The organism is Enterobacter sp. MGH119 (assembly GCF_001037675.1).
In the GTDB taxonomy this organism is placed as follows: domain Bacteria; phylum Pseudomonadota; class Gammaproteobacteria; order Enterobacterales; family Enterobacteriaceae; genus Enterobacter; species Enterobacter hormaechei_C.
Genome location: NZ_KQ089929.1, coordinates 376,063 through 390,803 on the forward strand (window position 1 = coordinate 376,063; position 14,741 = coordinate 390,803).

The window sequence follows — 14,741 nt, forward strand, 5'->3', positions numbered from 1 at the left end:
TTCATTCGCCTCTCCTGCGTATGTCTGTCGAAGTAAGTGTAGCAGTCAATTCATAATTAGCATGAATACATGAAATTAACTCATTGTCTTGGGGAATAAATTTCCGGATATGAAAATGTATAACAATATGCGGATTGCCACGCGTTACTAAAAAACGGAACGTCAGTAAGCGTAAGTTGCGCCTTTATTTTTTTTGAGTTCATGGCGTAATGAAACGTTCTCTTACTTTATCTCTGAGTGCTCCTCTTGTTTTTATGCTGGCCGCCTGCGCGCCGGAACATGCCACGGTGTCACCAGTAAAAACGCAAGCCGCCGCCGCAACTGTAAATACCCAACTGCGTCATGCCGACTGGCCAAAAAGCGAATGGTGGAAAGACTTTAACGACCCCCAGCTCAACGCGCTGATCGACAAAGCGCTGGCGGATGCGCCGGATATGCAAATTGCCCGTCAGCGTATCACCCTGGCGGAAGCACAGGCGAAAGCCGCTGTCGCTGCTGAGGGTCCACAAATGGATTTTTCCGCAGATGTGGAACGGCAAAAGATGTCGGCAGAGGGGTTGATGGGGCCATTTGCACTGACCGACCCGGCAGCGGGGACCACCGGCCCCTGGTATACCAACGGCACCTTTGGTCTGACGGCGGGTTGGGATCTGGATTTATGGGGTAAAAACCGCGCCCAAATTGAGGCCCGCATCGGTAAGGTGAATGCGCAAAAAGCGGAGCTGGAGCAGACCCGCCAGCTGCTCGCCAGCAGCGTCGCGCGGCTGTACTGGGACTGGCAGACCGAGGCCGCGGTGGGTGACGTGCTCGCGCAGATCAAACGGGAGCAGGAAAATATCATCGGTGCCGATAGGGAGCTTTATCAGCACGGCATTACCTCCTCGGTGGAAGGGGTTGAAACGGATATCAGTGCCAGCAAAACCGATGAACAGCTCGCTGACGTGCACGGCAAAATGAAGGCCATTGAGGCGCGTCTGAATGCGTTGACCAATACCCCTTCAGTCACGCTCGCACGGCATGCCTTACCTGACGCAGAGGCATCGCTGCCATCAACGCTCGGTTATGAACTGCTGGCTCGGCGCCCGGATTTGCAGGAGGCGCACTGGTATATCGAAGCATCCATGAGCGAAGTCGATGCCGCCAGAGCCGCGTTCTACCCTGACATCAATTTGATGGCGTTTTTGCAGCAGGATGCATTGCACCTGAGCGACCTGTTCCGCTCATCTGCGCAGCAAATGGGCGTAACCGCGGGGCTGACGCTGCCAATTTTTGACAGCGGTCGGTTGAATGCGAACCTGGATATCGCCCAGGCGCAAAACAACCTCTCCGTGGCGAACTACAACAAGGCCGTGGTAGATGCCGTAAACCAGGTCGCCCGGACGGCCAGCGAAGTGGAAACGCTGACCGCCAAAAATCAGCACCAGCAGCAGATCGAAAAAGATGCGGCGCGCGTCGTCGCGCTGGCGCAGGCGCGCTTCAGGGCGGGGATCATTGCCGGCTCCCGGGTGAGTGAAGCAAAAATTCCGGCGCTCAAAGAGCGTATTGCCGGGTTGATGCTGAAAGGTCAGTACGTGGATGCCAGGCTCCAGCTCACCTCCGCGCTGGGTGGCGGATATCATCACGGCTAACATTGCGCATTATCTATACTTACCTCTTTGCAGATTTTCAGGAGGTGAGTATGACGCGAGTCGCAATTGTTACCGCATCGGATTCAGGAATTGGCAAAACGACGGCCCTGATGCTGGCCGAGCGCGGGTTTGATATCGGGGTGACCTGGCACTCAGATGAGGAAGGGGCGCTGGCAACCTGCCGTGAAATTGAAGCGCGCGGGCAGCGTGCCGAGGCCATTCAACTCAACTTAAGCCATTTACCGGAAGGCGCAAAGGCCATTGAAACCCTGATTACGCGTTTCGGGCGGCTGGATGTGCTGGTTAACAATGCCGGGGCGATGAACAAAGCGCCATTTCTGGACCTGTCGTTTGACGACTGGCGGCACATATTCACCGTTGACGTGGACGGCGCGTTTCTCTGCTCGCAAATCGCGGCGCGTCAGATGGTGAAGCAGGGGGAAGGGGGGCGGATCGTGAACATCACCTCGGTGCATGAACATACGCCATTGCCGGACGCCAGCGCCTATACGGCGGCCAAACATGCGCTGGGCGGGTTAACCAAGTCGATGGCGCTGGAGCTGATTAAACATAAGATTCTGGTGAACGCCGTTGCGCCCGGTGCGATCGCCACGCCGATGAATGATATGGACGACAGCGAAGTGAAAGAAGGCTCAATGCCGGAAATCCCGCTGGCACGGCCAGGGCATACCAAAGAAATTGCCAGCCTGGTGGCGTGGCTGTGTGACAGTGACGCCAGCTACACCACCGGGCAGTCGTTTATCGTTGACGGCGGTTTTATGCTGGCGAATCCGCAGTTTAAGCCGGAAGGGTAGATACCCTTCTCCCTCTCCCTGTGGGAGAGGGGCGGGGTGAGGGCAGCAGGCCGAACTCACTCTTCATCCCGCCGCTTTTCACGATGCTTCAGCCACAGCCGTACCCCAATCACCGCCACAACCACCAGGATCAACCACGCCCAGTGCTTCAGGTGCTGGTCAAGATTATGCAGCCATGGGCCAATCACTTCGCCACCCACGTAGCCAAGCGTGGTGAAAATCAGCGCCCAGGCAATCGCCCCGAGAATGTTCAGCGGCAGGAAAATTTTCGGTGGTAAACGACTCGCGCCAATCAGTATCGGCCCAATGATGCGAAAACCGTACATAAAGCGGGTGCCAATCACAAACAGCCAGGGACGTCGCTGGATAAGCCGCTGAGCACGGCGAATTTTCTTTTGATGCCTGGCAAAACGTTGCAAAAGCGTCGGGCCAAAGCGCAGCCCCAGAAAATAGAGCAGCTGATCGCCAATCATACCGCCCAACGCGACGGCGGCGACCACCAGCGAGAATTTCAGCAATCCCTGGTGTGCGGCCACCCCGCCCAGCAGCGTGATAGTTTCGCCTTCCGCCACGCTGCCGATCACCAGCGCGGCGTATCCATATTGTTCAATAAGACCGTTGATATCCATTACGTAAACGTCGTCTCCCTTACTGTGCCTGCGTTAATCATATACCCCATCCATTAACCGCGCGGCAATCAACGGAAATTTCCCACTGTACATAAAATAATCTAAAGCCTGCATTATACTTAAGCTATCGCTGACGGGCCGACAACAAGGGGGCGTTATGAACCATGTCTGGGGACTTTTCTCCCATCCCGATCGTGAAATGCAGGTCATCCGTAACGAGAACGAAACGGTCGCGCATCACTATACCCACCATGTCCTGCTGATGGCAGCGGTGCCGGTGGTCTGCGCATTTATTGGTACTACGCAGATAGGCTGGAACTTTGGTGACGGCACCGTGGTTCAGCTTTCCTGGTTCACCGGACTGTACCTGGCCATTCTGTTTTATGGCCTGATGCTGGCCGGGGTGGCGGTGATGGGGCGGGTCATCCACTGGATGGCGCGCAACTATCCGCAGCGCCCGTCGCTGGCACACTGTATGGTCTTCGCCGGATACGTCGCGACCCCGCTGTTTTTAAGCGGTATTGTCGCGCTCTATCCACTGGTCTGGCTGTGCGCGCTGATCGGTACGGTTGCCCTCTTTTATACCGGTTATCTGCTGTATGTAGGGGTGCCAACCTTCCTCAATATCAATAAAGAAGAGGGCCTGAGCTTCTTCAGCTCTACGCTTGCCATCGGCGTACTGGTCCTGGAGGCGCTACTGGCCCTGACAGTTATTCTTTGGGGTTATGGATACCGTCTCTTCTAAGTTCCCTGCATTGCTGGCGTAAATGCCAGCAATGCAGCATCTGGTTATGATTCTCCGCTGGCGACAACGCACGGTGACCGCTATGATGCCGAAGCCAGCCTGTGTTTATCCGTCGACACAGGCGGTGTACGTCATAACGTGCGTGAATCATTATCAGAAGTCTCATCATGCTGAAATTTCGAGTGTCACTCCTTAGTCTTGCGCTGCTGTTGGGCGTCTCCGCTACCGCGCCAGCCATCGCCAAAACGACCGCAGTCGCCACCGCTGCTGCGCAACCCCATATTGCGTCCGGCAGCGCGATGATCGTTGACCTGAATACCAACAAGGTGATCTACGCCAGTCATCCGGATCTGGTGCGCCCGATCGCTTCCATAACCAAAGTCATGACCGCGATGGTGGTGCTTGATGCACGACTGCCGCTGGACGAAAAGCTAAAAGTGGATATCAGCCACACGCCAGAGATGAAAGGGATCTACTCTCGCGTGCGTCTGAAAAGTGAAATCAGCCGTAAAAATATGCTGCTGTTGGCGCTGATGTCCTCAGAGAACCGCGCGGCGGCGAGCCTTGCCCACCATTATCCTGGCGGTTACGACGCGTTTATCCGCGCGATGAATGCCAAAGCCAAAGCGCTGGGGATGAAAAATACCCATTTCGTGGAGCCAACCGGTCTGTCGATCCATAACGTCTCGACGGCGCGTGATTTAACAAAGCTGCTGATCGCCAGTAAGCAATACCCGCTGATTGGTCAGCTCAGCACCACGCGTGAGGAGATGGCGACATTCTCGAACCCGGCGTATACGCTGCCGTTCCGCAACACTAACCATCTGGTGTATCGCGATAACTGGAATATTCAGTTAACCAAGACCGGATTCACCAATGCGGCAGGACACTGCCTGGTGATGCGCACCGTATTTAACGGTAAGCCAGTGGCGCTGGTGGTGATGGACGCCTTCGGCAAATATACCCACTTCGCGGATGCCAGCCGCCTGCGTACCTGGATTGAAACCGGGAAAGTGCAGCCGGTGCCGGCTTCAGCGCTGGCGTATAAAAAGCAGAAAGCGGAACAGATGGCGACGGCGCAGAACGATTAGGAAAAAGCAAAACGGTAACGCATGTTACCGTTTTTTATGTTTTCTCCCTCTCCCTGTGGGAGAGGGCCGGGGTGAGGGCACCAGACCGCACTGCGTTTATTCCGGCAGCGTCCAGTCCCCGTCGTTGAGCGGGCGCTGCATCATCACCGTGTCCCGCCAGTCGCCTTTTTTATATCCCACACTTCTGAGCTGACCCACAATTTCGAAACCGTGCTTTTTATGCAGCCGCAACGACCCGGGGTTATTTTGCCCGTCGCCGACCACGGCAATCATCTGCCGCCACGGTCCTTGTTCACAACGGGCGATCAGTGCCTGGAGTAAGGCCGAGCCAAACCCGCGGCCGGTGGTGCTGGCATCCACATAAATGGATTCTTCAAGGGTATAGCGATAAGCCTGGCGTGGACGATAAAACGTGGCGTAGCAGTAGCCGACAACAATGCCGCGATACAGCGCAACCAGCCACGGTAAACCGCTGTCGGTCACGCTCTTCATCCGCTGACGCATCTCATCGACGGTGGGGGGAACTTCCTCGAAGGACGCACGGCCATGAAGCACATGCCAGGCGTATATCGCCGAGATGGCATGCGCATCGTCAGGAAGGGCGTCGCGCACCTCGATTTCAGTTTCGGGGAAAGTTTCTACAGCCGACATGTTCTGCCCGCTCCTTGTTTGGAAAGCCAGAGAAACGTTTCTCTGGCAACAGGCAGATACTCTAGTACGTTTGAGGAGAGCTTAACAATCTCTTAAATTTGGCTATATGAGTTCATCAGAGGCTTGCGTATTGTGCTGCTCTGATTCGGCACTCTCTTTCCAGTATTTCTTCCGCGTTGTCTTACCAATGCCGGGGTTCATACTGTTTGTAGGGTCATTTTTGCGATAAAACTGTTTAAGCGTCTCCGGCGCTTTATACAGGTGTCCCACGTTGTGCTCGGCAGGATATTGCGCGCCACGCTCGTGCAGCAGCGCCAGCATCTGTTCTTTCAGCGCGTGTGCATCAACCCCTTTTTTCACGATGTAATCCTGGTGGAAGACATAGCACATAAAGTGGCCGTAATAGAGCTTATGCACCAGCTTGCTGTCGATCTCCGGCGGCAGATGTTCAAACCACTCGGTATCGTTGCGACGCAGGGCGATATCCAGCGCCAGAATATCCTCCACTTCTTCGGAATGCACCGCCTGATAACGGATAGCGGCACCCGCCGCGGCGAAACGATGCAGGAAGGCTTTGCTGCCTTCTTTCGGCGTGCAGGCAAAGAAATCCCCGTCGGCGGTTTTGAAGAATTCGGTGAGCCAGCTCTGCGCTTCGTCAATTCCGTCCCCGGCCATTTTCAGCAGCAGATGGTGCTCATACTTGTCGCGCCAGGTCTTCATCCGCTCCGGTAAATGCGCCGGGAAGACGTTGCCCAGCTTCTGCATAAAGCGGTCGGTGAAGTGCGGCTTGAAGAGCGACACTTTCTCCAGCATCGCATCGGTGCGGCCCTTCATGGTGAAGAAGAACGGCATTTTGTCGGTGCCGAGCTTGTCGATCATCAGGAAGGTATCTTTGCCGTAGCGCTCGGCGATGTCGTAAATGTCCCGGTGCATATACTCGCCCGCCACCGGCAGGTGAGTGAACTCGGCCAGAATATGACGGCGGATCTCCGTCAGCACCTCCGGCTGATTGGTGCCGATGTAAAACACCTGCTGCTTTTTCTCTGCCGGGAAGGTATCGAGGCGCACCGCAAAAACGGCCAGCTTGCCCGCGCAGCCGGAGGATTCAAACAGGCGATCCGGATCGGCGTTATAGCGCGCCGGTGTATCGGCATTGATATCGCGCACGCGGGTGATGTAATCGTGGTCATGCGCGTGACGGCCATCGTGCTGAACGTCTTCGTCCTTCACGCGGTCATCGTCAAGTTTGCTGAGGATCTGCTCTGGCGTTACGCCCAGATCGATCCCCAAATGGTTAACCAGCGTCAGCTTGCCGTTTTCATCGATACGGGCAAACAGCGACATCTCCGTGTAGGCCGGGCCGCGCTGCACCAGCGAGCCGCCGGAGTTATTGCAGATCCCACCGATCACCGAGGCGCCAATGCACGACGAGCCGATCACCGAGTGCGGTTCGCGACCCAGCGGCTTAAGCGCCTTTTCCAGCGAGTAGAGCGTGGTGCCGGGGAAGGCGAGTACCTGTTCGCCCTTGTCCAGCAGGTGCAGTTTGTCGAGGCGCAGGGTGCTGATAATCACGATGTCACGATCGTAATCGTTGCCGTTCGGCGTGGAGCCTTCAGTCAGGCCGGTGTTAGCAGCCTGCATTAAAATAATCTTGTCTGCCGCAACGCAGGCGCTGAGCACGCGCCACAGTTCGAGCAACGTACCGGGGAAGACCACCGCCAGTGCCTCGCCCTGACCGGAGCGGAAGCCCTTGCGGTAGCGGGCGGTTTTAGCCGGGTCGGTAAGCAGGTGAGAGTGACCAACCAGGCGCGACAGTTCGTTAATAAATGTAGTGTTATCGTCAGTTCGAACAGAAGACATCTTCCACTCCTTGTGGTGGGGCAAATTTCTCGCTGTAAAGCATAGCGCGATTAGCCGTTGAGCGGTCGGGTATTCATGAGAAAAATCAGAGAATAACCCTGCAAGGTTTTCAGGCTTTGTGGCACACTGCGCTTTTCGCACGGTCTGGCCGGGTGCTTCCCGCGGTTATTGATGAGAGAGAATAACAACATGAAATGGCTATGTTCTGTAGGTGTCGCCGTCAGCCTGGCGCTGCAACCTGCGCTGGCAGAGGATTTGTTTGGTAATCACCCGCTCACGCCCGAAGCCCGCGACGCCTTTGTCACGGATTTACTCAAAAAAATGACGGTCGATGAGAAAATCGGCCAGCTGCGCCTGATCAGCGTCGGCCCGGATAACCCGAAAGAAGCCATTCGCGAGATGATCAAAGACGGGCAGGTAGGAGCCATTTTTAACACCGTTACCCGCCAGGATATCCGCAAGATGCAGGATCAGGTGATGGAGCTGAGCCGCCTGAAAATCCCACTGTTCTTCGCTTATGACGTGGTGCACGGCCAGCGTACCGTCTTCCCGATCAGCCTCGGCTTAGCCTCCTCCTTTAACCTCGATGCGGTGAAAACCGTCGGGCGCGTATCGGCATATGAAGCCGCAGACGACGGCCTGAACATGACCTGGGCGCCGATGGTTGACGTCTCCCGCGATCCGCGCTGGGGCCGCGCTTCGGAGGGCTTTGGAGAAGACACGTATTTAACCGCCACGATGGGCAAAACCATGGTGGAAGCGATGCAGGGCAAAAGTCCGGCAGATCGTTACTCGGTGATGACCAGCGTCAAGCACTTCGCCGCCTACGGCGCGGTGGAGGGCGGTAAAGAGTACAACACCGTCGACATGAGCCCGCAGCGCCTGTTTAACGACTACATGCCGCCATACAAGGCAGGGCTGGACGCGGGCAGCGGGGCGGTGATGGTAGCGCTGAACTCTCTCAACGGCACGCCTGCCACCTCCGATTCGTGGCTGCTGAAAGACGTGCTGCGCGACCAGTGGGGCTTCAAGGGCATCACCGTTTCTGACCACGGCGCGATTAAAGAGCTGATCAAACACGGCACGGCGTCTGACCCGGAAGATGCGGTACGCGTGGCGCTCAAGTCCGGCATCAACATGAGCATGAGCGACGAGTACTACAGCAAATACCTGCCGGGGCTGGTGAAGAGCGGGAAGGTGACGATGGCAGAGCTGGACGACGCTGCTCGCCACGTGCTGAACGTGAAATATGACATGGGGCTGTTTAACGATCCTTACAGCCATCTGGGGCCGAAGGATTCAGACCCGGCGGACACCAACGCCGAAAGCCGTCTGCACCGTAAAGAAGCCCGGGAAGTAGCTCGCGAAAGCCTGGTGCTGCTGAAAAACCGTCTCGACACGCTGCCGCTGAAAAAATCCGGCACCATTGCCGTGGTCGGTCCGCTGGCCGACAGCAAGCGCGACGTCATGGGCAGCTGGTCCGCCGCAGGCGTGGCGGATCAGTCCGTTACGGTGCTGACCGGCATTAAGAGCGCCGTGGGTGATAACGCAAAAGTGGTTTACGCCAAAGGTGCGAACGTCACCGACGATAAAGACATCGTGACCTTCCTCAACCAGTATGAGGAAGCGGTGAAGGTGGATGCGCGCACGCCGAAAGAGATGCTCGACGAAGCGGTTAACGCCGCGAAGCAGTCCGACGTGGTGGTCGCGGTGGTGGGTGAAGCGCAGGGGATGGCGCACGAAGCCTCCAGCCGTACCGATATTACCATTCCGCAGAGCCAGCGCGATCTGATCGCGGCCCTGAAAGCCACCGGCAAGCCGCTGGTGCTGGTGCTGATGAACGGGCGTCCGCTGGCGCTGGTGAAAGAAGATCAGCAGGCTGACGCCATTCTGGAAACCTGGTTCGCCGGTACCGAAGGCGGTAACGCCATTGCCGACGTGCTGTTTGGCGATTACAACCCGTCCGGCAAGCTGCCGATGTCCTTCCCGCGCTCCGTCGGGCAGGTCCCGGTTTACTACAGCCACCTGAACACCGGTCGTCCGTATAACGCCGACAAGCCGAACAAGTACACGTCCCGTTACTTCGACGAAGCTAACGGCCCGCTCTATCCGTTTGGCTATGGCCTGAGTTACACCACCTTCAAGGTGTCTGACGTCAAAATGTCGGCGCCGACCCTGAAGCGTGACGGCAAAGTGACCGCCAGCGTAGAGGTGACCAACAGCGGCAAACGCGAAGGCGCGACGGTGATCCAGATGTACGTTCAGGACGTCACGGCCTCCATGAGCCGTCCGGTGAAACAGCTGCGCGGCTTCGAAAAGGTCAACCTGAAACCGGGCGAAACCAGAACGGTCAGCTTCCCGATTGACGTAAATGCGCTGAAGTTCTGGAATCAGCAGATGAAATACGATGCTGAGCCTGGCAAATTCAACGTCTTCATCGGCGTGGATTCCGCCCGCGTGAACAAAGCCGAGTTCGAACTGCAATAATCTTACCTTTCTCCCTTTCCCCCGCCTGGCGGGGGATGCCTCTCATCTTGTACGAAAAACGGTTAAATTCACTGTTTTAAGCTACGCTTTTCTCTCAAGCCTATGAAAAAGGCCACAAAATAATGAGGAAAGCAGAATGACGATGATTAAGGGGATAACAGGGTCGGCGGTGCTTCTGGCGGCGCTGAGCCTGCCGTTACAGGCCGCAGAGCCGGTTAAGGTGGGTTCCAAAATTGATACCGAGGGCGCGTTGCTCGGCAATATCATTTTGCAGGTACTCGAAAGCCACGGCGTGAAAACGGTCAATAAAGTACAGCTTGGCACCACGCCTGTCGTGCGCGGTGCCATCACTTCCGGCGAGCTGGATATCTACCCGGAATACACCGGCAACGGGGCATTCTTCTTCAAGGATGAAAACGATCCGGCCTGGAAAAATGCCAAAGCCGGGTACGAAAAAGTCAAAAAGCTGGACGCAGAAAAAAATAAGCTGGTCTGGCTAACGCCGGCACCGGCCAACAACACCTGGACCATCGCGGTGCGCAAAGATATCGCCGAGAAAGGCAAGCTCACCTCGCTTGACGATCTCAGCCGCTACCTGAAAGAGAAGGGCGAGTTTAAGCTCGCGGCCTCGGCAGAGTTTATCGAGCGCGCTGATGCCCTGCCAGCGTTTGAAAAAGCCTATGATTTCAAGCTCGATCAGGCACAGCTGCTCTCTCTGGCAGGCGGCGACACGGCAGTGACCATTAAGGCGGCGGCGCAGCAAACCTCCGGCGTCAACGCGGCGATGGCCTACGGCACAGACGGCCCGGTCGCGGCGCTTGGCCTGCAAACCCTGACCGACCCGAAAGGCGTTCAGCCTATTTACGCCCCAACCCCGGTCGTGCGCGAGGCGGTGCTGAAAGCCTACCCGGATATTGCGGAATGGCTCAAACCGGTATTTGAAAAACTGGATGCGAAAACGCTGCAACAGCTGAATGCCAGCATTGCCGTTGAGGGGCTGGATGCCAAAAAAGTGGCTGCCGACTTCCTGAAACAACAAGGGCTTGTGAAGTAACGGGATAAGGCTGTGCCAATAAAATGCCATAACCGCGTCCTGCTGCTGTTGGCCTGTGTGGCCATCGCGGCGGTCGCGTTACCTTTTGTGAATGTCGCGCCAAACCGTCTGGTGTCGGGCGAACCGCGCGCGCTCTGGCAGATCTGGGCATTTACGCCGCTGCTGCTGGGCGCGGCGCTGGCGAGTACTGTTGCTTTAGCCTTCTGGCCGGGGCGAACCGCCCTGTGGCTGACGTTTTTGCTCAGCGAAGCGCTGTTTATCGTACTGTTCTGGAGCGCGGGACAGGCGGCAACGCAGATGGCCGCGGTTGAAAGCCCGCTGGCGCGCACGTCGGTTGGTAGCGGGCTGTGGCTGTGGCTGGCACTTTGTCTGCTGGTCTGTAGCGATGCCATTCGCCGTCTGACGCCGCAACCCGTCTGGCGCTGGCTGCTGAACGCGCAATTCTGGGTTATCCCTCTGCTGATCCTCTTCAGCGGCGATCTGAATCAGCTCTCGCTGTTAAAAGAGTACGTCAACCGCCAGGAGGTATTTGACAACGCGCTGGCGCAACATCTGACGATCCTGTTCGGGACGCTGATCCCGGCGCTGCTGCTGGGCGTGCCGCTGGGCATGTGGTGCTACCGACATACCAGCCGCCAGGGCGCCGTCTTTACCGTGCTCAACGTTATTCAGACCATCCCCTCCGTCGCCCTGTTTGGCCTGCTGATTGCCCCCCTCGCCGGTCTGGTGAAATCCTTCCCTGCGTTGGCCGCGGCAGGCATTGCCGGAACCGGGCTGACGCCAGCGCTGATTGCCCTTGTGCTGTATGCGCTGCTGCCGCTGGTGCGCGGCGTGGTGGCGGGGTTAAGCCAGGTTCCGCCCGACGTGCTGGAAAGCGCCCATGCGATGGGGATGAGCGCGCGCCAGTGTTTCTGGAAAATACAGCTGCCGCTTGCGCTTCCGCTGCTGGTTCGCAGCCTGCGGGTGGTGACAGTGCAAACCGTGGGGATGGCGGTGATTGCCGCGCTGATCGGGGCGGGCGGCTTTGGGGCACTGGTCTTCCAGGGGCTGCTCAGTAGCGCGCTGGATCTGGTGTTGCTGGGCGTCGTGCCCACAATTGTGCTGGCGGTCGTACTGGATGCCCTGTTTGCCCTGTGGCTCGCGCTGCTCAGGAGAAGAGCCAATGATTGAATTTCATGATGTGAGTAAAACCTTTGCGGGCCGTCCGGCGGCAAGCCACCTTAATCTGCATTTTGCCGAGGGGGCGTTCTCGGTATTGATCGGGACATCGGGGTCGGGAAAATCCACGACGCTGAAGATGATCAATCGGCTGGTGGAACACGACAGCGGGACGATTCGCTTTGCCGGAGAGGAGATCCGCAGCCTGCCGGTGCTGGAGCTGCGGCGGCGTATGGGCTACGCCATTCAGTCCATCGGCCTGTTTCCCCACTGGACGGTGGCGCAGAACATTGCCACCGTGCCACAGCTGGAAAAATGGTCCCGGGGGAAGATCAATGAGCGTGTCGACGAACTGATGGCGCTGCTGGGCCTGGACGCGTCGCTTCGTAACCGCTATCCGCACCAGCTTTCCGGCGGACAGCAGCAGCGGGTCGGGGTGGCGCGCGCGCTGGCCGCTAACCCGCAGGTACTGCTGATGGATGAGCCCTTCGGCGCACTGGATCCGGTCACCCGCGGCGCACTTCAGGCCGAGATGAGCCGCATCCACCGTATTCTCGGGCGCACCATCGTGCTGGTGACGCATGATATCGACGAAGCACTGCGGCTGGCCGATCGTCTGGTACTGATGAATCACGGCGAAGTCGTCCAGCAGGGTACGCCGCTTGAGCTGTTAACGTCGCCGGCAAACGATTTTGTGCGTGAATTCTTTGGCCGCAGCGAGCTGGGCGTCAGGCTGCTCTCGCTGCGCACCGTCAGGGACTATCTGCGTCCGCAGGATGCGCAAATCGGTGGTGAACCGCTGCACGATGGGATGAGCCTGCGCGATGCCCTGTCGGCGTTTGTCGCCCGGCAGTGTGAGGTGTTACCCGTTGCGGACGGGCAGGGGACGCCATGCGGGACGATCCATTTTCGCGATCTGCTGGCGGGGGAGGTGACGCGTGAAGTGGGTCCGTGATCCGTTACTCTGGCTGACAGGGCTGTTTATCGCCTTACTCTACCTGATGCCGCACAGCGCGGCGCTGTTTAATGCGCTTATTCCCGGGCTGCCGCGCCCGGTATACCAGCAGGAGAGCTTTGTTAATCTCACCCTGGCGCACTTCTGGCTGGTGGCAGTGTCAAGCGTGATTGCCATCGTCCTGGGCACAGGCGCCGGTATTGCGGTGACGCGGCCTGCGGGCAGGGAGTTCCGTCCGCTGGTGGAGACCATCGCCGCAACGGGGCAGACCTTCCCACCGGTGGCCGTGCTGGCGATTGCCGTGCCGGCGATCGGTTTTGGGCAGGAGCCTGCCATCATTGCGCTGATTTTGTACGGCGTGTTGCCCATTCTGCAAGGGACGCTGGCAGGGATTGCGGCGGTGCCTGCATCGGTGCTGAGCGTAGCGGAAGGAATGGGGATGAGCGCCTGGCAGCGGCTGGTGAAGGTCGAACTGCCGCTGGCCGCACCGGTGATTATCGCTGGCGTGCGAACGTCCGTGATAATCAACATTGGTACGGCAACCATCGCCTCGACGGTCGGAGCCAATACGCTGGGAACGCCGATCATTATCGGGTTAAGCGGGTTTAATACGGCTTACATCATTCAGGGGGCGGTTTTGGTTGCGCTGGCGGCAATTGTGGTGGATCGCCTGTTTGAACGCCTGGCCGGATACCTCAGCCAACACCGCCGCGAACAATAAATGAATAACCTGCAAGCATAACGCCACCGATACCGCTGACAGCCATCAGTGCAAAAAGGGTAATTACGGCCAGTTTCGTTGCCTTCATCATGTGCTCCTGTTGTTAACGGAACAATTATACGGTGAAGCGCAGCTGTTAATGAACCATTAAATGCCGTTACGACGCATTTGGACCCAGTGAGTAAACGGGATAACCATGTTCGCGCCACTCCGTAAGGAGCTGCTGCTGGGAAGCGGAGGGGACTTCGCCGCACCAGACCAGCAGCGTCTGTCCCTCAAACAGTTCCGGCCTGAGCTGGGCCAGGGAGTGGGCAAGCACGTCAACGCGCCAGCCCTGCTGGGTGGCAATCCAGGCTTCGAGCCACAGCCGGGTGGTATCGTGTACGTTCCAGCCGATCACCAGTGCATCTTTGCTGTTTTTATTCCGCGCTGAGGCAAGACAGACGGAAATATAGTTAATCAGCACGCCATCAAGCATGCTGAGCAGCGCCTGTAAGGTGGTTTGCTGACACTGAAGCCGACGCCGTAGGGGAATAAAAAGATGAGTGATCAGGGTTTGCGCCGGGTAGTCTCGACCCTGTTCTTTGATCCAGCCGCGCAGACGCTGCAAATTGCCACTCTGCAACAGCCTCAGCAGGGTTTCCTGCTGCTCGCGCCAGAGATGCTGCGTATCAGGATCGTCCTGGCTTAGAAGCGATTTTACCTTGCCGACCTGTACGCCGTTGTCGATCCAGCTTTTTATCTCGCGGATCCGGTCAATATCCGCATCGTTAAACAGGCGGTGCCCGCCGTCCGTTCTTTGCGGCTTAAGCAATCCATACCGTCGCTGCCACGCCCGTAGCGTAACGGGATTGATATCACACAGGAGTGCCACTTCACCTATTGTGTAAAGCGCCATTTTCGCCCCCAGGCTTGCGCGTCCCCAGCTTAACTGTAGACCCACTTTG

Annotated in this window: 14 protein-coding genes; 9 read left to right on the forward strand and 5 right to left on the reverse strand. The window is 57.6% G+C overall.

Annotated elements, in window-relative coordinates; genetic code table 11:
* Positions 1-209: 209 nt before the first annotated feature.
* Positions 210-1,628, forward strand: a complete 1,419-nt coding sequence (gene mdtQ, locus SK53_RS01715; RefSeq protein WP_048208349.1) for a multidrug resistance outer membrane protein MdtQ — start codon at positions 210-212, stop codon at positions 1,626-1,628.
* A gap of 50 nt (positions 1,629-1,678) precedes the next feature.
* Positions 1,679-2,443, forward strand: a complete 765-nt coding sequence (locus SK53_RS01720) for an SDR family oxidoreductase (protein WP_074135101.1) — start codon at positions 1,679-1,681, stop codon at positions 2,441-2,443.
* A 56-nt stretch (positions 2,444-2,499) separates the two neighbouring features.
* On the opposite strand, the gene SK53_RS01725 is transcribed toward SK53_RS01720, so the two are convergent.
* Positions 2,500-3,072 carry a DedA family protein gene (locus SK53_RS01725; RefSeq protein ID WP_022651512.1) on the reverse strand — a complete coding sequence of 191 codons (573 nt, stop codon included), beginning with the start codon at positions 3,070-3,072 and terminating at the stop codon, positions 2,500-2,502.
* Positions 3,073-3,229: 157 nt separating this feature from the next.
* Here SK53_RS01725 and SK53_RS01730 point away from each other — a divergent pair, with 157 nt between their 5' ends.
* Positions 3,230-3,817 (forward strand): Yip1 family protein, encoded by a 588-nt coding sequence (locus tag SK53_RS01730; RefSeq protein ID WP_048208351.1) that lies wholly within the window; start codon positions 3,230-3,232, stop codon positions 3,815-3,817.
* Between the two features lie 167 nt (positions 3,818-3,984).
* Positions 3,985-4,908, forward strand: coding sequence for a D-alanyl-D-alanine endopeptidase (pbpG, locus tag SK53_RS01735; RefSeq protein ID WP_048208353.1), 924 nt, complete (start codon positions 3,985-3,987; stop codon positions 4,906-4,908).
* A 96-nt stretch (positions 4,909-5,004) separates the two neighbouring features.
* Here the strand turns inward: pbpG and SK53_RS01740 are convergent, their stop codons facing one another.
* Both SK53_RS01740 and dld read right to left on the reverse strand, forming a co-directional pair.
* Positions 5,005-5,559: a GNAT family N-acetyltransferase gene (locus SK53_RS01740; protein WP_003859289.1), complete on the reverse strand. Its 555-nt coding sequence runs from the start codon at positions 5,557-5,559 to the stop codon at positions 5,005-5,007.
* Positions 5,560-5,661: 102 nt separating this feature from the next.
* Positions 5,662-7,419: a D-lactate dehydrogenase gene (gene dld / locus SK53_RS01745; RefSeq protein ID WP_048208354.1), complete on the reverse strand. Its 1,758-nt coding sequence runs from the start codon at positions 7,417-7,419 to the stop codon at positions 5,662-5,664.
* Between the two features lie 189 nt (positions 7,420-7,608).
* Here dld and bglX point away from each other — a divergent pair, with 189 nt between their 5' ends.
* The 5 genes from bglX (at position 7,609) to SK53_RS01770 (ending at position 13,794) form a co-directional block, all read left to right on the forward strand.
* On the forward strand, positions 7,609-9,906 hold the full coding sequence (bglX, locus tag SK53_RS01750; protein WP_047054757.1) for a beta-glucosidase BglX: 2,298 nt from the start codon (positions 7,609-7,611) through the stop codon (positions 9,904-9,906).
* Positions 9,907-10,042: 136 nt separating this feature from the next.
* Positions 10,043-10,960, forward strand: a complete 918-nt coding sequence (locus SK53_RS01755; protein ID WP_003859284.1) for a glycine betaine ABC transporter substrate-binding protein OsmF — start codon at positions 10,043-10,045, stop codon at positions 10,958-10,960.
* A gap of 12 nt (positions 10,961-10,972) precedes the next feature.
* A complete protein-coding gene (locus tag SK53_RS01760; protein ID WP_048208356.1) occupies positions 10,973-12,130 on the forward strand; it encodes an ABC transporter permease in 1,158 nt (385 codons plus the stop codon).
* Positions 12,123-13,073: an ABC transporter ATP-binding protein gene (locus SK53_RS01765; RefSeq protein WP_048208358.1), complete on the forward strand. Its 951-nt coding sequence runs from the start codon at positions 12,123-12,125 to the stop codon at positions 13,071-13,073. Before SK53_RS01760 ends, SK53_RS01765 begins: the two co-directional genes overlap by 8 nt.
* On the forward strand, positions 13,057-13,794 hold the full coding sequence (locus tag SK53_RS01770) for an ABC transporter permease (RefSeq protein WP_017383373.1): 738 nt from the start codon (positions 13,057-13,059) through the stop codon (positions 13,792-13,794). The genes SK53_RS01765 and SK53_RS01770 overlap by 17 nt, the downstream gene beginning before the upstream one ends.
* On the opposite strand, the gene SK53_RS22410 is transcribed toward SK53_RS01770, so the two are convergent.
* Both SK53_RS22410 and mlrA read right to left on the reverse strand, forming a co-directional pair.
* A complete protein-coding gene (locus tag SK53_RS22410; RefSeq protein ID WP_022648678.1) occupies positions 13,769-13,882 on the reverse strand; it encodes a protein YohO in 114 nt (37 codons plus the stop codon). The genes SK53_RS01770 and SK53_RS22410 overlap by 26 nt on opposite strands.
* A 69-nt stretch (positions 13,883-13,951) precedes the next feature.
* Positions 13,952-14,692 (reverse strand): HTH-type transcriptional regulator MlrA, encoded by a 741-nt coding sequence (gene mlrA, locus SK53_RS01775; protein WP_003859273.1) that lies wholly within the window; start codon positions 14,690-14,692, stop codon positions 13,952-13,954.
* Positions 14,693-14,741: the final 49 nt, after the last annotated feature.